Below are 21032 nucleotides of genomic sequence, written 5' to 3'. Positions count from 1 at the left end.
CAGGGTCAGCCGCAGGCCGGCGACGCGTGGGAGCACAGTACGGGCACGTCATGACAGGACCTCCTCGGGTGGGTATTCGGTGGTGATGTCGAAGTCGTCGACGGTGAGCCCGGCCGCGTCGGCCTGGGCCTCAATGGCGGCGAAGGCCTTGGCCTGGGCCTCCTCGTTGGTGGCCGCGTCCTCCACCACGGACTTCAGTCCGTCAGCGTGGATGGTGACGCGGCGGCCCTCTGGCCCACGCGTCTCGCGGTACAGCAATTGCCTGGGCGCGAGGCACGTGCTCATGCCGCACCGGCCTTCGCGCGAAAGAGGACGGGCTCGGTGCTGTTGGGCAGGTACAGCGGGTGCTGCGGGTGGCCGTCCTTCGTGACCTTGAAGGCGTAGACGTCCGCATGTGCCGTGAGCACGCGGAGCACTGGGCGCGGGCGCTCGCGCACCACCTGCGCCTTGCTCTCGGCGTGGAGCGTCCCCCACGCAGCCATGACCCGACCGACGGCGCCGCCGGCCCCCTGGCCGAAGTCCGCGCCGGACACCAACTGCGCCAGCCACGCGTCGTTGTCCGGGCCCACCGCGCCGGGCAGCAGGGTGAGCGCGTCCGGGTCCGTGGCCCGCCACGCACAGAGGTTGCCCTTCACGAGAGCGCCGAAGCCCCAGCGCTTCGCGAACCCCACCTCCTTGCGGATGGTGTTGTCGTCCAGCTTCTCGTCGGCGGTGCTCGGGTTGTGGCCGATGATGACGAGCGCTGGCGCGTCGCTCCACCGGCGGCCCAGCACGTACCGGTAGCACCGGTCCTCGCTCAACACGGCCCAGGTGTTCGCGCACGCGGTCATCGCGACACCCGGCCCAGGAAGTTGGCCACGTAGCCGTCAACGGCCCGGCGCGCGTCAGTCGCCTTGAGCGCCCAGGCCGAGGCCACGACGTCGCCGTCAGCGGTGAGTGCGTTGGCGCGCCAGCCACTCACCCCGCGCGTCACCATGACGGCGATGGCCGGGACGACCTGGTTGACCCGCTCGTACGCGGGCGGAGTCAGCGCGCTCCAGTCCTGCCGGACGGGGGCGCTCATGACGCCACCGCCTGGGGCTGGGCCTGCTGCTCTGCCGCCAGCTCCGCGCGGAGCATGAGGACGAGGCGCGGCCACACGGCAGCAGTGAAGGCATCGACGACGCGGGCCTTCGCGGTGTTCACGCCCAGCTTGCCGGCGACGTAGCCGACGTCGAGCCTCGACGCCCACGAGCGGAAGCAGGAGGAGCCCGTGGAGGTCCACCGGAAGCCGTAGCCGCCCCAGTCCGACAGGGCGAAGAAGGACCCATCCGAGCGGAGGACGACGTCCGCGAGCCAGTCACCCGCCTCGGTGCGCACCACGTACTGCCACACGGTGGGGGCACTCGGCGCGACCTGCGCTGCCACCTTGCCCTCCAACTCGTCGACGCGGGCGAGCAGGTCCCGGACGTCCTCCCATGACGCGGCGAGGAAGCGCGCATCCGGGTTGGCGATGTCAGTCACGCGGCCCCGGCCCACGGAGGTGTCCGGCACCACAAGCTCGGACATGTTGTGGAGGATGCCGTCGACGCTGAAGACGGGCTGGGCGGACTGCATACCCCAGCGGTGGAACTCCATGACCGACGAGGCGCCACGCCCGTGCAGCCCGACCTCGTTCGAGCCGAGATAGCCGAACCAGAACCACGGCCCCTTCGTGGTGGCGACATGCCGCGTACGGATGGCGGCGAGCTTCTCCGGCCAGGTGGGCGTGCTCATCGCGAGCCTCGCTTCCCGCGCACGGACTCGGGCTGCAACTCGCCGGACTCGAAGACGCGGACGGGGAACCACTCCGTGCCGCCCTTGTCCGACACAGCCAGCACCGGGCGCTCACCGACGAGCTCGCCGTAGCGCTGCTCGAGGCGCTTCACCGTCCAGAGGCGGGCCGGCACGTCGCGGTCCCGCTCGCCGGCACTTCGGATGTCGTACGTCCGCCCGACGAGGACGGAGGTCGTGGCGCCGCTCATCGCCCCCTCCCGCTCTTGGCCAGAACGGCGGAGACCAGCCCAACGTCACGGGAGGGGCCGCGACGCTTCGCGGGTTGGGGGCGGAGGCGCTCCAACTCTGAGACGAGGGCAGCGCAGTCGTGCGCGTCCAGGACGACGGACCGCCCGGCCGCCGCACCGGAACGAAGGGTGGCCTCGAGGAAGACAGGGAGCCCACGGGGGGAGTTTCCCCGCGTCACGCCGGCGTCACGCGTTCGTGTCCGCTGCTGTCCCTTCCTGTCCCTTCCTGTCCGCTCCAGAGGGGGCGCTGTCCTCTGGAGTCCGCTCCTGTCCGCTCCTGTCCGCTCCTGTCCGGAGCCTCGCGTTGTTCTATCCGTACAACAATGGCAAGCGCGTCTGTATTGGCTGGTACTCACCCTGGGGCTGCGTGGGGGGCTATTCCACCTTCGGCAACCACGTGGGGGATTGGGAGCACGCGACGGTGCGCTTCGTGGAGGGCCGGCCGTCGCAGGTCTACCTGAGCCAGCACTCCAACGGGCAGACCTTCACCTATGGCGACAAGGGCATGGGCTTGCTGGGCTGGCGGCCGGAGCTCTTCTCCGCCCAGGGCTCCCACGGCGTCTACGCGGATGCCGCCCGACACATCTACCGGCAGTTGCCCAACGGCGACTTCCTGGCGGATGACACCGGACGCGGCATCGCCTGGGACACGTGGAGCGCGCTGGTGCCCTTCGACTGGCGCACGCCGGGCACCTTCGAGGGGAGCCTGGCGTGGCTGAACCGCACCGAGCGCTGGGGCAACCCGAAGTCGGGCTGCGAGGTCTCCGAGCCCATCGCGGGGGAGTGCGTCCTCAACGACGGGCCCACCGGCCCCATGTCGAAGAGCGCGTCACGGCCGGACTTCCTGCCCCTCGACTGACACGAGAGGGGCACTCGCCTTGCGGCCCTAGTTGATGGGGTACGCGTGGACGAAGAGGAAGACGAGCATGCCCTGGAACAGCGCGAAGCCGAGCACCACGGGCCCTCGCAGCGCGGGGTGCCGGCCGAGCCAGGCTCCCAGGGGCAGGAAGGCGGGCCACACGGCCGCGCTGTAGCGGCCCAGGCCCACCAGCCCGACGGTCCACAACACGAGCATCAGCGGAAGGCCAAAGGCCGCCAGCGCCCACCAGCGCCGGCGCGCCAGGAGCAGCAAGGCCCCCACGCCGGGGATGAAGGAGAGCGCCACGTAGAGGCTGACCTCGGGCGCCCAGTCACCCTTCCACCAGGTCAGCAGCCCCGCCCAGGCCCCCGCCCACTCGCCTCCGCGCACCTTCCACCAGATCTGCGGGTCTCCGAACTTCCGCCAGAGGAAGACGAAGTAGAGCGAGGTCATCACCAGCGGTATCGCCAGCGCGAGCATGTCGCGGTGGAACCACGCCCGAAGCCCGCCCCCACGAGAGCGCACCTGCTGGAACAAGAGGGACAGGCCCGCCGCCAGGGACAGGTGCCGCGCCAGACCGCCGAAGCCCAGGGCGAGCGCCGCCCACCAGTGACGGCCGCGCAGGCTCAAGAGCAGCGCGAGCGCGGTGAGGAACACCATCCACGACTCGGGGTAGCCCGCGGACTGGAAGAAGGCGAAGGGATACGCCGTGAAGAGCAGCAGCGAGACACGGGCCGTCTCCTCGCCTTCCAGCGCGCGAAACAGCCGATACAGGACGATGAGTCCCAACAACCCGGCGACGTTGGCCACCAGCACCAGCGAGACCTGGATGCTCAGGCCCGTGGCGTCTCGCACCCACCGCCCCAACATGGGCAGCAACGGGAAGAAGTTCGTGGCCTGGGGGCGCTCATAACCCTTCTGCGCGATCTCCATGTACCAACCACAGTCCCACCGACAGAACGCATCCAGCCCCGCCGGGCCCACCTGCTGGAAGGGCGCTCGGTGGAGCCTGTTGTCGAACGCGAGCGATACGCGCGCGAGCAGCAACAAGGCCAGACGGCTGAAGAAGAAGAGCCCCACGGGAAAGGCCAGCTCCGCGCCCAGCACGCGCAACCGCGCGCCCAGGGACATAGGCAGTGGCGCCTCTCCTGAAACAGGAACATCGGTGGACATGCGGTGGAGAAATCCGAGGGTGCGGGAACGGCGGACACCCTACCCTACTCCCTCGCCCTTCACAGCGGGGAAGACCCCGGCGGCCGTGCCCAGAACGGCCCCGGGAATGGTAGTCTCATCTGTCTCGCCCAGGTTGCGCGGGTGCGAGGAGCCTGGGAGGTCCACATCATGCGTGCAAAGGCTGGCTGGGTCGCGACCGCGGGAGTCGTGACGGCCCTTGGAGTCGCCGCGCTGCTGCGCCAGGAGCTGACGGCGCGAATCCATCCGCCTCCTCCGGCCGCCATCACGCCCGTCCCCCTCCAACCCGCGGCCCCTCCCGCGAGCCCCTCCGCGCCCAGGCCTCGTCCACCGCTGACACCTCCCACGCGCGATGGGACGGGACTCGCCGAGGTCCACGTCGTCTCCGCCCAGGACCAGCGGCCTCTCGCGGGGGCCATGGTCGCCATCATTCGCGAGCCCGTCGACCTGGCCAATCCCTTGGAGTCCGCGCTCACGGATGAGCAGGGTCTGGCGCGGTTCCCCGCTGCGCTCCCCGGTCACTTCCACCTCTGCGCGCGCGGCGCGGGGCATGGCGAGGACTGCGTGCCGGACGTGGGGCTCGTCGCCGGAGGAACCATCACCGCCCACCTGGCGCTGCCTCCTGGCGCCACCGTCACCGGACAGGTGCTCAAGCTCGATGGGACGCCCGCCCAGGGGGTGCGATTGATGGCCAGGGGCGAGCGCTCGGTCGAGAAGTGGATGCCCACCCAGGCCGTCACGGACGCGCAAGGCCACTACCGCCTGGATGGCGTTTCGCCGGGCCCCGTCTACATCCAGCCCTTCTCCCCCGAGGGCCAGGGGCTGGGTCGCGACCTCGACGTCAAAGCGGGAGAGGAGGCTCGGCTGGACATCCAGTTCGCGGGCTTCACCACCGTGACAGTCCAACCCTCGCGCAGCCGCAATCGCCGCTGGTCCCGGTTCAAGAAGTCCAACAACGTGGATGTCATCGAATCCGTCTCCGTCGCCGCTCCGCTGAGGCGTCAGGACGATGGCAGCTGGAGCGGCAACGTCGAGTCGGGAAGCCACACCGCGCACGTAAGCGGCGTCCACGGCTGGTCGACCCTCGACGGATGGAAGAAGGTGGAATTGGCCCCCGGAGTCCCGCTGTCCATCAAGGTTCCGTATGACTCGAACGTCCACGGAGTCACCATCGGGCCACCCCATCCTCCGGTGCCGCACTACTTCGAGCTGGCGGGTCATGTCCTCATGCCGGACGGCACGCCCGCGAAGGGGGCACGCATCTCCGTGATGAAGCCCACCCAGTACTGGAGAGGCTGCAGTCAGAGCCCTCGTTACTTCAGCCAGATCCGCTTCGAGGGCTCAGCCTTCGTGGTGAATCCCGTCGTGGGGACGCAGACCGTCGTCCATGCGTGGCTCGATGACGGCCGCGCCGGCAGCGTCACCGTCACGGCCACCGAGGGCCAGAGGGTGGTCGCGGACATCCGCTTGGAGGACACCGGCGCCGTCGTCGGCCACGTCGACGTCACCCAGGAGGGGACGTATGTCGTGGGCCCGCGCCTGAACGTCGACGACTGGATCTACCACCCCATGTCCTTCCGGGGGGCGGACGGGCGCTTCATCGTGGCGGGTCTTCCCCCGGGAGAGCACTTCCTGACGATGGAGGGGAGTCTCGACAAGCGCCCCTTCGTCATCGAGGGCGGGGCTCGCACGGACCTGGGACACCTCAAGGCGGACACGCTGGCCCGGACGCCCTGACTCGCGCGAAGCCCTCGCGTCGGGTCCCGGCGCGCCTCGGCGAGGGCCGAAGCGCTCGGGCGACACTTCAGAGCACGGTGCGGATGGACCGGTCCCCGGCGATGTACTGGTTCAGCGTGTAGCCGAAGTCCGACGTACAGCCGGCATCCACCTTGCGGAGCAGCGCATACAGCGCGCGGCCCACCGGGACGGTATCGAGCACGGACCTCACGCTGAAATGCTCTTCATGCGCGGTGACCTTGAGGTCCTCGTCGAGCACGACCTTGTGCACCGCTTGATAGGTGAAGGAATCCCCGACCAGCTTCTGCCAGGGGCGCCACAGGAGGAAGTGCTTGAAGACCAGCGTGCACGTCACGTCGGCCAGCACGACGTGCGAGCCGTCCGGACGGACGGTCTCCGCGACATCCCCGAACACGATGCGGCAGTCCGTGAGGAACGTCCGGTTGACGTAGACGAGCCGCCGGATGCTCTCGATTCCCTGCACCGTGAGGAGCGGATCCTGGAAGGTGGCATCGGGATGGTAGTGCTTCGTCGCGGCCGCCCGAGGCGGGCGCTCGTCGACGCCATAGAGGATGGGCAGGATGCTCCGGACGAGCTCCGCCGCACTGCTTCGGGACTCATGGAGAGACAGGGTGGAATGCGCGACATCCCTCATCTGGGATACCTCCGACTGGGGTGGTGAAGCTGCTTCGAGCCCGAGCACGCATCAAGCCCGGACAGAAAAACCACGCGGCGGCGCCAGGCCCGTCAGCGCGCCCTGGAGCAGCGCGGAGCGCGGGGAACTCAGCGGCAGGGCTGGCGGCATGGAAGGCGCGACGGTCACCGCGGCGTTGCGAGGCGCTCCCCAGCGGTCGCCCCGAACAAGCATGACGGCGTCGCGCGCGACCCCCGCGCCAATGACAGCCACACGACGTCGACGGAAGGGGGTTCGCCCTGTGGGAATGGCACGCATTCGGAGGCCGGGATGGTCTCCGTTCGGGCGGGGGCTCGTAATCGCCTGTCAGTCGCGGATGGCTGTCGGCTGCTGGACGGCGACCTTTCCGGACACGGCACCCCTTCATTTCGGCGACGACAAGGCTCCGGCGCGCGAGCACGCCGGAGCCCCTTGCAACCATCGACTCAGGTCAAGGCAGCGGCGGCAGCGTCAGCACGCCGTTGCACTGGCCGGGGGAAGCAGGCACGCCGGCGCCGCCCCACGGCGCGCCCGTGTTCACCGTCACGCTGCCGCTGGGCGGCGGCGGACACCCGAAGCCCGAGGCCTGGCGCACGGTGACGTTGACGTTGGCCGGCAGGTTGTAGAGGACGTCGGTGCCCGCCCCCACGCACATGTTGCGCGTCTGCGTCCCACCGGTGGGGATCGGAATCTCCAGCTCCAGGCAGATGGGCAGCACGGTGCCGGGCGGCAGCGACGCGGCGTTCACCACCACGCGCAGACAGGCGGGGTTGGTCTTTTCGATGTCCGCATTGACGAAGCCAATCTCGCTGGTGTTGCCCCCGAAGCCGGTGGACGAGATGCGGCTGCAGTCGTCAGGGTCACACGTGACGGTCTCACGCACCCCGCACTGCGTCGGGTTGGGCGCCCGCGTGGCGGGGGCGGCCTGCTGGTTCCACACGTTGGTGCCGACACCCATGGACCACAGCGCGATGGAGCTCGGCGCGGAGCCGGCCATGTCGTTGGTGAGCGGGATGAAGATGCGGGCCGTCGCGCCCGCGCGCAGCTTGAGCAGGGTGCCCTTGGCGTCGCGCACCTCCGTGTAGATGGCGCCACGCGACTCCAGGAAGACCGTCTGGCCCGCGCGGTTGATGGCGGCGTCCGCGCCCGGCATCGCGAGCAGGCCCGTGTCGATGTAGCGCACGCCCACCGTGAACGGGGGGAGGGGCTGCTCACCGGAGGGTCCCTGGAGCGCGCTCAGGTTCACCTGGATGGAGGCGCCGCTGCGCGGGTCCGCCACCGTGGGGGTGCCGCCAGTGAAGGTCTGACGGTGGAGCGTGTGGAGCACGAACCGGGCCCCGAGCACGTTGCGCGTGATGGCGCCGACGTGGGGCATGTACCCCGGCGCGGTGATGGTCAGCGCGGAGCCCATCGGCGCCGGCGCGGACACGGAGAACGAGCCATCCGCGGCCGTGAGCGTCCCAATGCCACGCAGGTCCACCATCGCGCCAGCGACCGGCGCGCCCGTGGCCGTCGTGACGACGCCACAGGCCGTCAGGCCCGTCGACGAGGGCGTACACTGGACGAGCGGACGCGCCTGCTCCACGGAGGGCTGAGGCTCGACCTCCGCGTCAGGCGCGCCACAGCCGCCACCGAGCACCACCGCGCCTCCGAGCAGACCGCACAACCACAGCCACTGCTTGCCAGCGATTCTCGACAGAGACATCACATACCTCCGGATTGGGAGAGAGGTGGCATCGGGCTCGATGACACCCAGGAGCACGATATGTGATTCGTCTGACGTTGCCACGACTGGCACAGGCGTTCCAATCCCGGCGTCAATATCCATCCAAACACAGCCATGCCACACACGACCCACGGCAGGCGGGACCCTCATGTGACATGAAGCGCTACAAACAATGCCTCTCAGCTGGCGGCGTGTGACATGAAATGCCACAAACATCGACGTCCGACCCCAGCGCATACGGGATTCCCGCAAGCGCCGGGGCGAACCAGGTCTCATCATTTCGCCAGTGTGGCTTTCCTTCCGCCCGGCGGCCGCGGCGCCCCCAGGAGTTCGGCGAGCCGCGGGTTCTTGTGGCGCAGCGCTTCCTGGGCGGGGGTCTTCTCCCCCGCGTCCTTGCGCGTGACGTCCGCGCCCGCGCGAAGGAGGAGCTCGATGACCGGCTCCCGGTCCAGGAAGCACACGTGCTGGTGCAGCGGTGTCCAGCCGTCGCCCCCGTTGGGGTCGGCGCCCACGTCGAGCAGTGCCTGGGCCACCTCAGGCACCTGGGCGTTGAAGAGCGGGGTGCGTCCATTCTCGTCGAGCGCGTCCACCTGGGCTCCGCCCTTGACGAGCACGGGGATGCAGGAGACCGCGCCATCCTCGGCCGCGAGGTGCAGCGGCGTGGCCGACTCGGCGGCGACGGCGGACGTGGAGAGTCCCAGGGCGAGCAACTCCCGCACCAGCGCCGCGTCATCCACGCGGGCGGCCAGGTGGAGCAGCCCCTGCTCATCCTCGTCCTGGACGTCCAGGTTCGCGCCCAGCGCGCGCAAGGCCAGCACCCGGGCCACTCGACCTCCGCCGAAGCCCGGGCCGAAGAACGGGGCGGCGTCCTGCCCCGCCGCGAGCAGCAGGCCCGCGTCAAGCTGACGGGCCTTTCTCCCCTTGGGCCGCGCCGCCGGCTTCTGCTTTCGCAGCCACGCCACGAAGCCCTCGTCGGAGAAGGCCCCCTGCAGACCGCTGAAGCAATCCGGGCCGTCGTCCTCCACGTCGAGGGTTCGCTGCTCGGGCGCCGCTTCCAGCACGGCGAGCAGCTTCTCGTAGCCCTTCGTCCCCGGGCCCTTCCGCAAGGTGCGCCAGGCGTCGAGCCCCCGGCGCGCCCGCGCATGGTCCGGCAGCGGGCGCAGCCCCTCGGCCTCCTCCAACGCGGCCTCCACGGCGTCGAGCTGGGCGTCCGTGGGACTGCCCCCGACGACCTCCTCCGCCCACAGGCTCAGGGCCAGCGAGCGCGCCCGCTGGGCATCGCTCAGGTCGCCACCGGCCCGGGTGCCTCGCGTCAGCTCGAGGACGCGGTCCCTGGCCCTCCAGTGCTCCGCCTTCAGCGTTCGCTCCCAGCGACGAGGATCGGTGCGACGCGAGGCGTCCAGCGCCCAGCTCAGGGAGTGCAACGCCATCAGTCGGTCTGGCTCGGCCTCCAGCACCTGGCGCAGAAGGGGAACCGCGTCATCCAGTTGAGGCGGCGACTCGTCGAGCAGGCCGTCCACCTTCTTCATCAGCCTGGCGACATCCATCTTCTTCGGGGGCTTGGGGGCATGAGACATGGCGGACCGAAAATACCGCCCATACCCGCCGCCGGGCTCACCTTTTCACCCGTGGACGATCGAGGAATCCGCCGGCTCCCGTGAATCCCCGGATTCATTCCGATACACAGACAGACATCCACCAGAACCCAGGGATTCCCGAGTGGGTCAGACGCTCCTCCTGCCAGCCCATTCCAAGCCATCCATGAAAAGACCTCGGCCGGCGGGAGCTCAGAACGTCACCGTGAACGCGAGGCTGGCGCGCATTGGCATCCATTCCTCGCTCAGGGCGGCGTCAGCTTCGAGCCCTGAGCGCCCCACCTCACACCTCGCGTCCGCGAGCTACACGCGAGGCTCGACGACTGGCGCGGGGACGGTGGGCTTCTCCGTCTCCTCGGGAACGACGTCCGTCGCCGGCTCCGCGCAGAGCGTGGAGCCATTCATCAAGCAGCGACCTCCGTCGTCCAGGTCGAACTGCCAGCGGTGGCGAGGACAGACGAGGTACTTGCCCTCCTCCACCCAGCCCTCCGCCAGGTCCGCGCCCTGATGCGGACAGAACCGCTGCACGGAGAAGCGCTTCTGCCCCACGGACACCACCGTCCGCTCGCGCTGCGACTCCGTGGAGCGCACGCCTTCGCAGAAGGCGCGCATGTCTTCGATTTCCACCCCCAGGAAGCCATGGAGGATGGGCTCGTAGACGTCTGGCGACCGGCTCAGCCGCAGGCGGAACGACAGCAGGAAGTCCTCCCACGTCAGCTTCCTGTCGAGCACTCGCACCATGTCCGCAGCGGAGACCTTCATCGTGTAGCGCGTCGTCTCGCGAAGCTCGGAGACCTCGTCCACGCGCCGGCCCTTGAAGTCCACCCGCAACAACCGCTCCGGCAACTCCGTCAGCTCCACGTACAGAGGCATGCCCACGCGCTCGTGCAGGTCCAACAGGTCCAGCTTGCGCTGCAGCTCCACGCGCAGCCGCGCGTGAATCTCATCCACCTCCGCGCGCAGCATGTTGCGGCGGCGCTCCCGGAACAGCGGCGCCATGTCGTCCGCGTATTTCCGGAGGTACGCATCGAAGCCCTCCTGAGTCACGCGCTCCTGGTCCAGCGAGACGAAGTCCAGCGAGCCGATGTCCAGCACGTCCCCGGGCATCGGCTCCAGGTACTTCGACGCGGCCCCCGGCAGGCGCTGCTCCAGGAACCGGAACAGCGTGGTGGCATTGGGGAAGATGTTCACCTTCTCGAAGTTGAGGTGGAACAGCGTCGGGTCCAGGAAGCACGCCGGCCCCGCGGACGCGAGGTAGGCCCGAGGGCGCACCACCTCCAGCGCCCGCGCCACCGCCTCGAACTTGCTGTCGCGCTTCTTCAGCGAGATGGCCGCGTACGTCTCCGGCGAGTACTCGTAACAGGTGGGATGCCAGATGGCGCCGGAGAACTGGGCCGTGAAGACGTCGATGGGCCCCTCCTCCTCGGTGATGCGCGCCAGGCGGTCATGCAGCTTGCAGTCGTTGAGGTTGATGAAGCACTGGCCGTCCCCTCGCACCATGACGGCCGAGTCCCGGTTGGTGCCCTGCTCCGACACGTAGAGCTTGAGGTAGCCCCCCTTGAAGGGGATTTCGCGGCCATCCTCACAGGCGATGACGCGCTTGCAGCCGTACTTCGCGAAGATGTCCTGCAGCTCCGAGCGCAGGAAACGAGGAATCACCACCGTGAAGTCGCGGCGCTGGAGCGTGGCCAGGAACTCCGGGTCGAAGTGGTCCTTGTGCTCGTGGCTGACGTAGAGGAAGCGCTCCCGGCCCGGCGTCTCCAGCAGCTCGCGCACGCGCGGCGCCAGGTGGTGGTTGCGCGGCAGCTGCATCCACGCCGAGTCGAAGGCTCCCCGCTCGGTGAGCCACGGGTCCATGACGACGACGCTCCGCGCGGTTTCCACGGCGAAGCCCGCATGGCCCAGGAAGGTGATTCGCATGAACGCCGCCCCTCGCCCGAAGTGGACCGGCGAAGCGCCGCGCCCACACCCTCGGATGCCGTCCGCTCCCGCGCCGGCGCGAAGAAGGCTGCGCGTTCCCGGACACTCCGGCCACCTGCCTTGGGGTCTCGCACCTCGTTGGCGCGGAGACATGAAGCCCCCAGACACGAAAAAGGGCGCGGAAGGCTTCCGCCCTCCGCGCCCTGACACGGCCGCGTCCACCGCGGTCCGTGACGCCCCATCAACTACGGCTGGATTTCACGAACGGACAGCCACTTGAAGTCGACGTCCTCCGCGTTGTCCCAGCGGAACGTGGCGATGGGGCCACCCCAGGTGATGGGCATGGGACCGACGGAACCACCGCAGTGCTCGGCGTCACCGCCCCAGTCCCCCGCGTCGACCATGTCGTGGACCTTCTTCCACGTCACCTTGTCGGCGTTCTCGTTGACGTACAGCTCCAGCCGCACGGCCTCCTTGCCGCTGACGGTGGTGTTGCGCATCACCGCCTTGAAGCCCACCCAGCGGCCCTTCAACGCCGACGTCGCGGGCTTGTAGGGCGCCTGCTCGTAGGACACGTGCCACGTCTCCTTCTGCCAGCGGGCACGGCCGTCATAGTGCAGACCGCCCTTGTAGCTGCTGCCCTCACAGCCCGACTCCTTGTCGTTGTGCTTCCCGCCCCGCGCGTACCAGTCGAAGTTGTCCGAGCCGTCGGAGGCGGAGTTGAGCTTCACGAAGCCCGTCATCTCCAGGTTCTTCCAATCGTTCGCCGCCTGCATGTAGCCACGGCTGGCCAGCACGTCCCGGTCATAGGTGGGGATCTTCGCCGCCGAGTAACCCGTCGACGTGGTGACACCCATGCGAACCTGGCTGCTCTTCATCTTCCAGGAGCCATCCGAGTTGCGGGTGATGGTGCCCTGGGGATCGAACCGCGAGTCCGACGTGGGGTTGTCCGACAGCGCCCAGGCCTCGCCCCCTGCCTTGGAGGGATAGAGCATCGTCACGCCAAACTTGTCCGCGCCTGGCTGCTCGGGCGTGGGGTCCGGATTGGGAGTTGGCGTCGGATCCGGATCGGGCGTCGGTGTCGGATCCGGATTGGGCGTTGGCGTCGGGTCCGGATTGGGCGTTGGCGTCGGGTCCGGATTGGGCGTTGGCGTTGGGTCCGGCGTAGGCGTGGGGTCAGGCGTGGGGACCGTGGGCTGCTCGGAAGGCGACTCGGTGCCACCACCGGGGGACGTCGTACCAGAGGAGTCAGCGCCACAAGCCGTGGCGGACAGGGCAAGCAAGGCCCCGCAAATCGAGGAGAGAAGACGGTTCCGGGTCAAAAGGGCGGTCCTTCTTCGAGGGGCCACGAGAGTGACAGGAGCCGCGGACGCCAATCGCCCTGCGAGCCCTCGCCGCGCCCATCCCGCCGGAGGCCAGAAATGCCTCCGGGCGCGGACGCCTGGTTGGTCTCAATGGCCCGGTGACTGTCGAGTTCCAACCGGACGGGCCGAAACCCACCACGTCCCGCAACCCTTCCCCAGCCAGCGTCGCCCGCTCCAGCCCCCCTCGGGCCGGCCCCTCCCGGGACAGGCCTCCATCCGCTCCCGGCATCCCTTAGGTTTTCTCGATGGAGCGCAACCGGAATCCCTATTTGTCGATGAGAACGGGCGCTCTTATCTGAAATCCACCTATGGAATCCCTACAAACCGTCGGCAGTCCCGCCCTGTGGGGCGGCTTCATTGCCTTCGTCATCGCCATGCTCGCCCTGGACCTGGGCGTCTTCCACCGGAAGGCCCACGCGGTCGGCTTCAAGGAGGCGCTGGGCTGGAGCACGGTGTGGATCAGCCTGGCGCTCGTGTTCAACGCGGGGCTGTGGTGGAAGTTCGGCGGGGGTCCGGCGGTGGAGTTCCTCACCGGCTACCTCATCGAGAAGTCGCTCTCCGTCGACAACATCTTCGTCTTCGTCGTCATCTTCTCCGCGCTGCGAATCCCCGCGCTGTACCAGCACCGGGTGCTCTTCTGGGGCATCCTCAGCGCGCTGGTCCTGCGGGCCATCATGATCTTCGCGGGCGTGGCCATGCTGGAGCGCTTCCACTGGCTCATCTACGTCTTCGGCGCGTTCCTCATCCTCACGGGCCTGAAGCTCTTCTTCCAGCGCAACAAGGAGGACCACCCGGAGGACGGGTGGATGATGAAGATGGCGCGGCGGACCATCCCCTCCACGCCCCGCTTCGACGGGCACCACTTCTTCACCGTGGAGAACGGCCGCAAGCTGGCCACGCCGCTGTTGATGGCGCTCATCCTGGTGGAGGCGTCGGACATCCTCTTCGCGCTCGACTCCATCCCCGCCATCTTCGCCGTCACGCGGGATCCATTCATCGTCTTCACGTCCAACATCTTCGCCATCCTCGGCCTGCGCTCGCTGTTCTTCCTCCTGGCCGGGGCGGTGGAGAAGTTCAGCTACCTGAAGGTGGGCCTGTCGGGCGTGCTCGTCTTCGTGGGCACGAAGATGGCCATCATCGACTTCGTGAAGATCCACCCCGCGGTGTCCCTGGGCGTCATCGCCGGCCTGCTGGGCGTCAGCATCGTCGCGTCGCTGATCAAGTCGCGGAACACGCCGCCCCACGCGCCGGTGACGCCCGGCGCCGAGCCGCTCGCCAAGCCGTCGGAGGGCTGAAGTCCACCCCGCACGGGGAACTCGCGGCGCGCCTGGGAGTCCATGCCCGGGCGCGCCGAGCCGACGCTCCGAAGAGACGTCCGGCACCGCCTGAGCCGAAAAGCGAAGAGGCCGTGAACCCTTGGGTTTCCCCTTGGATTCACGGCCTCTTCTGTTGGGCGCAGCAGGGCTTGAACCTGCGACCCCTGCCGTGTGAAGGCAGTGCTCTACCACTGAGCTATGCGCCCGCGCTTCGTGTGCGACCGAGACGCGACGAGGGGGTAAATGCCATCTGCCCCCGTGGGTGTCAACGCAATTTCAACTACAGCCCATCCAGCTTCTCTTCCAGTTCGCGCAGCCGACGCTTGAGTCCGGAGAGCTGCTTTCCCACGGCCTTGAACTCGCTGCGCGGCGCGAAGTGGAACGCCTTCAACAGCTCCTCCTGGCCCCGATCCAGCGCCTGTTTGCCACGCTGAACCTTGCCAATGGCGTTGGCGATGGCCATGGCGCGACTCTCGTCGGCCATCAGCTTCTCCACCGCCTTGCTGGAGACCTCCAGCGCCTGCTTCTTCAAGTCGTCACGGATACCCATGATTGCCCCCCGGCCTACGGCTCGTCGACGAACTGCGTCTGCAGCTTCGCGAAGACTCGGTCCGCGATGCCCTTGTACTTCATGCGCTCGATGAGCGGCTGCAGGTCACCCTTCATGGTGATGCGGCGCTTGAGCACCGCCTCCACCGGGTCCAACGTCCCCTGGAGCAGCTGCTTCCAGACGGTGTACGGGGCGCGCGCCAGATAGATGGGCTCGAGCTCATCCAGGTCGTCCGGGTCCGCGAGCACACGCGCCTTCTCGATGCGGCAGTCACCGGGGACGACGTGGATGACGAACGCCTTCGCCAGCTTGCCGGGCTCCGCTTCGATGACCGCCCCGAAGTCGCCCTTCCAGCCCCTGCCGGCCACCGCGCACTCGGGATCTTCGTTCGTGAGCCGGACCGCTTCGTCCAGCCACTCTTTCGACGGGAACTTCGCCATGCCCCACTAACCTCTCCGGAAGATGCTCTTGATGCTCGAGAGGAGGCCCCGGTCATCGTTGGTGCCGTTGGAGCTGGGCACCGGCTGGGTGTCGCGCTTGATGACGACCTCCTGGAGCGCCTTCTTGAGCTGCTCCGGGGTGTCTCGGGTCGCCAGGTCCACCTTCCGCATGCCGCTGGCCTCTTCCACCATCACCTGGAGCAGACACTCCTCGGTGAGGCGGAAGTCGATCTTGCGACCGGCGGCGGCGGAAGGAACGCGGACGGTGCCCAGGTACTCGTTGTCCACCATCAGGTCGCTGTCGCCCTGGAAGATGTCCAGCTCGATGAAGGGCGCGCCGGGCTCCTTGGGAGGAGGCAGGCGGAAGCTCTTCACCATGGGGATGAGCGAGTTCTTCTCGATGATGCGCTTCACGCGGCCATTGGGCAGCGCGTAGCCAATGGGCATGGACAGCGCGTCCAGCAGCGTCACCGCGTCGATGCTTCCCAGCGAGTCACCCAGCAGCGCCGCGCCCAGGGCCACGCACTCGTCGGGGTGCACGCCCTTGCGAGGCGGCTTGCCGAAGTGCGCCTGGATCTTCTGCTGCACGAGCGGCATCCGGCTCTGCCCGCCGACGAGGATGATCTCGTCGATCTCCGAGCGGGCGATGCCCTTCTCCGCCAGCACGCGATCACAGATGTCGAACGTCCGGTCCACCAGGTCGCCGGTGAGGCTGTTGAGGAACTCGCGCGTCAGGGGGATGCGCAGGTCCAACGGCTTGCCCTTGCGCTCGTCGATGAAGGGCAGGTCGATGACGACGTTGGGGATGAGCGTCAGGTCGATCTTCGCCGCCTCGGCGGCGTTCTTGATGCGCTGGAGCGCGATGGGGTTCTCGGCGAGGTCGACCTTGGTCTCCTCGCGGAAGCGCTCCAGCACGTACTCCATGATGCGGTTGTCGAAGTCCGCGCCGCCCAGGAAGGTATCGCCGCCCGTCGCGAGCACCTCGAAGACATTGCCGGACAGGTGCAGGACGGAGACGTCGAAGGTGCCGCCGCCCAGGTCATAGACGAGGATCTTCTGGTCCAGGCCCCGGTTGAAACCGTAGGCCAGCGCCGCCGCCGTCGGCTCGTTGACGATGCGCTTGACGTCGAAGCCGGCCAGCCGGCCCGCCTCCTTCACCGCCTGGCGCTGGTTGTCGTTGTAGTAGGCCGGGACGGAGATGACGGCCGCGTCGATGGGACCGCCCAGGAACTGCTCGGCGATGGTCTTCAGCTGGGACAACACGAAGCTGGAGACCTGGGGCAGCGAGTAGAGCTTGCCGTCCAACATCACCGCGGCGTCACCGCCAGGGCCTTCGACGATGTCGTACGGGAAGGCACCGCGGAGGTCTTCCACGGACTTTGAATGGTACTTCCGTCCGATGAGCCGCTTGGTCCCCCACAGCGTGTTGCGGGGGTTGGTGACCATCTGATCCTTGGCCACCCCACCCACCAGCAGGTCACCCTTGGACGACAGGGCGACGACGGAGGGGAGGATGAGATTGCCGCGGTCCGTGGGGACGATCTTCGGGATGCGGTTGCGCACGGACGCCACCAGCGTGTTGGTGGTGCCCAGGTCAATCCCGACGATGCGAGGTCTGTCCGCCATGAAGTTCACAGGCGCGGGTCACAAGACGCACGCCCTCGTCCCACTCTGTATCACGTCGCGACTTCGCGCGCGCGTTTCTGGGCGTCCGCTCAGTCCTCCGGCTCGGACCCCATCGGCCCAGGCCCAGCCAACCCCAGGGGGAGCCCCCCCAGTACCGCCTCGGCGGAAGCCAGGACGAGCCGATCATAGGGAGCCCCCTCCCCGGCTGGCAGCTCTTCCAGGAAGCGGGACGGCCGCAGGAGGATGCGCTCCCCCTCCCGGGGCAGCACCGACAAGGGGTACACCAGCGCCAGGTGGTCCCGGGCCCGGGTGGTGGCGACGTAGAAGAGTCGTCGCTCCTCCTCTTCCTCCTCCGCCGAGCGGGCGGCCTGGGACATGGGAAACCGCCCGTCCACCAGCCAGAGGACGAAGACGGCCCGCCACTCCAGCCCCTTGGACTGATGGACGGTGGTGAGTGTCAGGACCTCTCCGGGAGCCCCGGCCCCCAGGGCATCCTTCGCGGCGAACTCCGCGACGAGCGCGAGCTCCGACAGGAAGCGGGGCAGGTCCTCGAACCGGCGCGCGTACTCGGCCAGCTGCCGCAGGTCGTCCTCCCGGCCTTCCTCGGGTGAGGACTCCGCCGCGAGGACCTCCGCGTACCCTCCCGCCAGCACCTCCTCGATGAGAAGACCCGGGTCAGCCGCGGCCTCCGGACGTCCGAGCCGACCCATCAGCTGAGCGAAGCGCTCGAAGCCCGGGCGCGACTTGCGCGACAGATGGGTCCGGACCTCGTCGCGCGCGAGGCCTTCCGCCAGGGACAGTCCCTCCGGCAGCGCGCGCAGGGACGTCCACAGGTGCTCCGCCGTCGTGGGCCCCACCCCGGGCACCGCGCGCACCACCCGCTTGAAGGCGAGCTCATCCCCGGGGTTGTTCACCAGCCGCAGGTGGGCCAGCACGTCCTTGACGTGGGGCTGCTCGAAGAACCGCACGCCCGAGCGGACCCGGAACGGGATGCCCAGGCGCGTGAGCTCCAGTTGGAGTTCGAGCGAGTGGTTGTGCGCGCGATAGAGGACGGCCATCGCCTCCAGGGACAGGCCCCCGTCGCGCAGCTCCAGGACGCGGCGGGCCACCCAGGCGGCCTGGTCGGCGGCGTCGAGCGCGGGGACGACGACGGGACGGGCCCCCGAAGGACGCTCCGCGACGAGCGTCTTGGGAAACTGCCGCTCGTTGCGGGAGATGGCCGCGTTGGCGAGCTGGAGGACCTCAGGGGTCGAGCGGTAGTTGCGCGTGAGCGTGAAGACGGCGCAGCCGGGATGGCGCTCGGGAAAGCCGATGATGTTGGAGAAGTCCGCGCCCCGGAAGCTGTAGATGGATTGGCAGTCGTCCCCCACCACCGTCAAGTCACGACGCTCTCCGGCGAGCAGATCCACCAGCTCTCCCTGCAGCTTGTTGGTGTCCTGGTACTCGTCCACGAGGACGCTGTGGAAGCGTTCGGTGAGCTGGGCGCGCACCGTGGGGTGTTCGGTGAGCAGCCGCTTCAGGTTGAGCAGCAGGTCATCGAAGTCCATCAGGTGCAGCTGCGCCTTGCGCTGCCGGTAGCGCGCCGCCGTCGCGAGGATTTCCGGGGCCAGGGGAAGAAACTGGGGCCGCCGGTCGAAGAGGACCTCGGAGACGGCCTGCTGGAGATTGGTGGCCAACGACACCAGGTCCAACACCAGCTCCGGTCGGGGGAAGCGCTTGTCGCTCTTGAGCTTGCGCTCGGCCAGACAGGTGACCATCAAGTCCCGGGCGTCCTCCCGGTCCAGCACGGTGAAGCGGTCCGAGTAGCCCAGCATCCCCGCGTGCTGGCGCAGGAGCAGGTGCGCCGCGTGGTGGAAGGTCCCTCCGAGGATGCGCCGCACGTCCGCGAACGAGCCCGCCAGGTCCGCCACCCGCCGGGTCATCTCACGCGCGGCCTTGTTGGTGAAGGTCAGCAGCAGGAGGTTCTCGGGCTGGACGCCACGCTCCAGCAGACGCGCCACGCGGAACGTGAGCGTGCGCGTCTTGCCGGAGCCCGCGCCGGCGATGACCAGCACTGGCCCGGCCTCCGCCTCCACCGCCCGCAGCTGCTCCTCGTTGAGCAGGCCGGCGTAGTCGATGCGCGACGAGGCGCTCGTCGGAGCGACGGTCCGAGGGGTGGGCAGGGTGACCATGGGGCGGCGAACTCTAACCGCCCCGCCCTCCGGGGACGAACGGATCAGTCGGCTCAGGGCACCGGCTTGAGCGCCGTCAGCCGCGCGGAGGCCGCCTCGCGGACCTGGGGCGAGGGGTCTCTCTCCCGCGCCAGCTCCAGGAGCAACCGTCCCACCTGCGGCAGCTTCGTTCCCACCGTGGCCAGCGCCGCGGTGCGCTCCTTCACCCCACCCTCCAGCCGCTCGCTGACACCCCGGTCCGCGCAGGTGCGCACGCCCGGGCTCTGCTCACGCAGGAGCAGCTCCGCGTCCGCCAGTCGCGCCTCGGCCAGCCGCCGCGCCTCCTCCGCCCGACGCTCGAACTCGGCCAGGTCCTCGGGAAACTCGCTGGACGCCGCGCGGGCACGGGAGATGGCCCCGGCCGCGAAGCGAGCGTTGACGGCCGCCGCGCACAGCTGCCGCGCGGAGGCCAGGGGCACGCGGCCCTCCGCCGTCACCGTCTCCTCGCGCGCCACGCCCAGCGCCCACACGGCGAGCTGCCGCGCGGCCACCGCCGCGGAGAACGGCTGCTTGCGCGCCTCGCGGATGTCCACCCAGCGGCGCAGGACGACGGGGTCCGGCACGCCCGTATCGAAGGCGCGCTGGTACTCCGTGGAGGCCTGGGCGAGCTGACCGGAGAGGTCCAGCAGCACCGCCACCGTGAGGTACATCTCCGCGCTGCCGGCCCGCTCGCGCAGGGCGTCCAGCCGCGAGGCCACCTCGTAGTCGGCCACCGGACGCGGCAGCGAGGCCAGCACCGTGCGCAGCGACTCCAGCGCGTTCTGCCGGATGAGCGGATTGCGCGCGGAGCGCAGCGCATCCAGCAGCGGATCCACCGCGCGCACGGACACATGCTGCCCCATCTCCTCGGCCGCCTGCCACCGGTCCAACGCATCCGGCGCCACCATGGCGCGCTTCAGGTCCTCCAAATCGCGCAGGTAGTGCCCCACGTACGCCGCCTGCACCAGCGGCTCCGGCTGGGCCAGCGCTGCCTTCTCCGCGCGAGCGCGAGCCAGCCTCGCCGGAAAACCCGTGAGCTTGGGCCCCAGGGGATGCGCCTTCACCCGGGCCTCGGCCTCGTCCACCAGACCCGAGACGAGCAGCCCTTCCACTTCCAGCTCCAGCAGGAGGCCGCGCGCCTCCTCGCGGTGCGTCCCCGCCGGGAAGTCCTTGAGGTACGCGAAGAGCTTCGCCGCGCCCCCGGACCTGGCCTGCTCGAAGGCCTGCCCGTCCAGCCGCGACTCCACCTCCATGCGGCGCGGATCATCCGGGCGCTCGCGCAGGTACTCGGCCAGACGCCGGGGGTCCTGCGTCGTCGCCAACTCCCGCGTCTCCACCTCCGCCATCAGTCGCTTCGCCTCGTCGCGCTGCAGGCCCTCCGGGTGCTCCTGGAGGAACTGTCGCCACGCGGCCACCGTGGCGGCCTCCTTCGCGGCGTTGAAGCGCAGCCCTTCCAACAGCGTCTTCGCGGTGCGCGTGTGCGGCGCGTCCGGGTACACCTCCAGGAAGCGCTTGTAGGCGAGCACCGTGTGGAGCTTCTTCGCGTCCTCGAACTCCAGCTCCTCCAAGCGCGACTCGGCGGCGTCCGCGTCCGGGTGGGTCGGGTTCTCACGCAGGAAGGCGCGGTAGCCCTCCACGGTGTCGGTCCTGGCGGCGCGGTCATACGGCGACGGCAGACAGCCAGCGGACAGCAGGAGGATGGCGAGGGCTCGGCGGAGGGAGACCATTCTCCTGGGAGCAATACCGCACCCGGGCGCCCCCGGAAACCCGAGCCGTCACGGACGGTTGCCTGGGTAGGTTTTTT

General features: G+C 69.1%; 19 protein-coding genes and 1 tRNA gene. 3 read left to right on the top strand and 17 right to left on the bottom strand.

Features of this window, described 5'->3' with window-relative positions; genetic code table 11:
- Positions 1-48: 48 nt before the first annotated feature.
- From HUA75_RS41695 to HUA75_RS41675, 5 genes are read right to left on the bottom strand one after another with little or no spacing between them, the layout of a single operon-like run.
- Positions 49-285: a hypothetical protein gene (locus HUA75_RS41695; protein WP_174489593.1), complete on the bottom strand. Its 237-nt coding sequence runs from the start codon at positions 283-285 to the stop codon at positions 49-51.
- Positions 282-830, bottom strand: coding sequence for a DUF1643 domain-containing protein (locus HUA75_RS41690; RefSeq protein ID WP_174489592.1), 549 nt, complete (start codon positions 828-830; stop codon positions 282-284). Before HUA75_RS41690 ends, HUA75_RS41695 begins: the two co-directional genes overlap by 4 nt.
- Positions 827-1063, bottom strand: a complete 237-nt coding sequence (locus HUA75_RS41685) for a hypothetical protein (protein WP_174489591.1) — start codon at positions 1061-1063, stop codon at positions 827-829. The genes HUA75_RS41690 and HUA75_RS41685 overlap by 4 nt, the downstream gene beginning before the upstream one ends.
- The gene (locus HUA75_RS41680) at positions 1060-1755 is read right to left on the bottom strand and encodes a hypothetical protein (protein ID WP_174489590.1); all 696 of its coding nucleotides are present in this window, start codon (positions 1753-1755) and stop codon (positions 1060-1062) included. The genes HUA75_RS41685 and HUA75_RS41680 overlap by 4 nt, the downstream gene beginning before the upstream one ends.
- Positions 1752-2003, bottom strand: coding sequence for a hypothetical protein (locus HUA75_RS41675; protein ID WP_174489543.1), 252 nt, complete (start codon positions 2001-2003; stop codon positions 1752-1754). Before HUA75_RS41675 ends, HUA75_RS41680 begins: the two co-directional genes overlap by 4 nt.
- A gap of 343 nt (positions 2004-2346) precedes the next feature.
- Between HUA75_RS41675 and HUA75_RS47295 the strand changes: the two genes are divergently transcribed.
- The gene (locus tag HUA75_RS47295) at positions 2347-2901 is read left to right on the top strand and encodes a Vps62-related protein (protein WP_254628046.1); all 555 of its coding nucleotides are present in this window, start codon (positions 2347-2349) and stop codon (positions 2899-2901) included.
- Between the two features lie 27 nt (positions 2902-2928).
- Here the strand turns inward: HUA75_RS47295 and HUA75_RS41665 are convergent, their stop codons facing one another.
- A complete protein-coding gene (locus tag HUA75_RS41665) occupies positions 2929-4032 on the bottom strand; it encodes a mannosyltransferase family protein (protein WP_254628045.1) in 1104 nt (367 codons plus the stop codon).
- A gap of 210 nt (positions 4033-4242) precedes the next feature.
- Between HUA75_RS41665 and HUA75_RS41660 the strand changes: the two genes are divergently transcribed.
- Positions 4243-5829 carry a carboxypeptidase-like regulatory domain-containing protein gene (locus HUA75_RS41660; protein ID WP_174489587.1) on the top strand — a complete coding sequence of 529 codons (1587 nt, stop codon included), beginning with the start codon at positions 4243-4245 and terminating at the stop codon, positions 5827-5829.
- Positions 5830-5896: 67 nt separating this feature from the next.
- Here HUA75_RS41660 and HUA75_RS41655 read toward each other — a convergent pair whose 3' ends face one another.
- The 5 genes from HUA75_RS41655 to HUA75_RS41635 form a co-directional block, all read right to left on the bottom strand.
- Positions 5897-6484: a hypothetical protein gene (locus HUA75_RS41655; protein ID WP_141641295.1), complete on the bottom strand. Its 588-nt coding sequence runs from the start codon at positions 6482-6484 to the stop codon at positions 5897-5899.
- 469 nt (positions 6485-6953) lie between these two features.
- A complete protein-coding gene (locus tag HUA75_RS41650) occupies positions 6954-8207 on the bottom strand; it encodes a carboxypeptidase-like regulatory domain-containing protein (RefSeq protein ID WP_174462072.1) in 1254 nt (417 codons plus the stop codon).
- Between the two features lie 296 nt (positions 8208-8503).
- A complete protein-coding gene (locus tag HUA75_RS41645) occupies positions 8504-9805 on the bottom strand; it encodes an ankyrin repeat domain-containing protein (protein ID WP_254628044.1) in 1302 nt (433 codons plus the stop codon).
- Positions 9806-10126: 321 nt separating this feature from the next.
- Entirely contained in the window at positions 10127-11743 is a 1617-nt protein-coding gene (locus HUA75_RS41640; protein WP_141641293.1) for a Rieske 2Fe-2S domain-containing protein, read from the bottom strand.
- Positions 11744-11988: 245 nt separating this feature from the next.
- On the bottom strand, positions 11989-13065 hold the full coding sequence (locus HUA75_RS41635) for a carbohydrate-binding protein (RefSeq protein ID WP_174489586.1): 1077 nt from the start codon (positions 13063-13065) through the stop codon (positions 11989-11991).
- 350 nt (positions 13066-13415) lie between these two features.
- Here HUA75_RS41635 and HUA75_RS41630 point away from each other — a divergent pair, with 350 nt between their 5' ends.
- Complete coding sequence (locus HUA75_RS41630; RefSeq protein WP_174464936.1) at positions 13416-14402, top strand: TerC family protein; 987 nt, start codon at positions 13416-13418, stop codon at positions 14400-14402.
- A gap of 155 nt (positions 14403-14557) precedes the next feature.
- Here the strand turns inward: HUA75_RS41630 and HUA75_RS41625 are convergent.
- From HUA75_RS41625 to HUA75_RS41600, 6 genes are all read right to left on the bottom strand, one after another.
- Positions 14558-14629, bottom strand: a tRNA-Val gene (locus HUA75_RS41625).
- A 74-nt stretch (positions 14630-14703) separates the two neighbouring features.
- Positions 14704-14973 carry a hypothetical protein gene (locus HUA75_RS41620; protein WP_141641290.1) on the bottom strand — a complete coding sequence of 90 codons (270 nt, stop codon included), beginning with the start codon at positions 14971-14973 and terminating at the stop codon, positions 14704-14706.
- 14 nt (positions 14974-14987) lie between these two features.
- Positions 14988-15413 (bottom strand): hypothetical protein, encoded by a 426-nt coding sequence (locus HUA75_RS41615; RefSeq protein ID WP_141641289.1) that lies wholly within the window; start codon positions 15411-15413, stop codon positions 14988-14990.
- Positions 15414-15419: 6 nt separating this feature from the next.
- A complete protein-coding gene (locus HUA75_RS41610) occupies positions 15420-17039 on the bottom strand; it encodes an Hsp70 family protein (RefSeq protein WP_141641288.1) in 1620 nt (539 codons plus the stop codon).
- Positions 17040-17128: 89 nt separating this feature from the next.
- Positions 17129-19210 (bottom strand): ATP-dependent helicase, encoded by a 2082-nt coding sequence (locus HUA75_RS41605; RefSeq protein WP_174489585.1) that lies wholly within the window; start codon positions 19208-19210, stop codon positions 17129-17131.
- Between the two features lie 53 nt (positions 19211-19263).
- Positions 19264-20955 (bottom strand): HEAT repeat domain-containing protein, encoded by a 1692-nt coding sequence (locus tag HUA75_RS41600; RefSeq protein WP_174489584.1) that lies wholly within the window; start codon positions 20953-20955, stop codon positions 19264-19266.
- Positions 20956-21032 lie beyond the last annotated feature (77 nt).

This window comes from Myxococcus sp. CA040A, assembly GCF_013336725.1.
Classification (GTDB): domain Bacteria; phylum Myxococcota; class Myxococcia; order Myxococcales; family Myxococcaceae; genus Myxococcus; species Myxococcus llanfairpwllgwyngyllgogerychwyrndrobwllllantysiliogogogochensis.
Note: the sequence above shows the minus strand (reverse complement) of the source record. Positions and strands in the feature narration are given on the sequence as shown.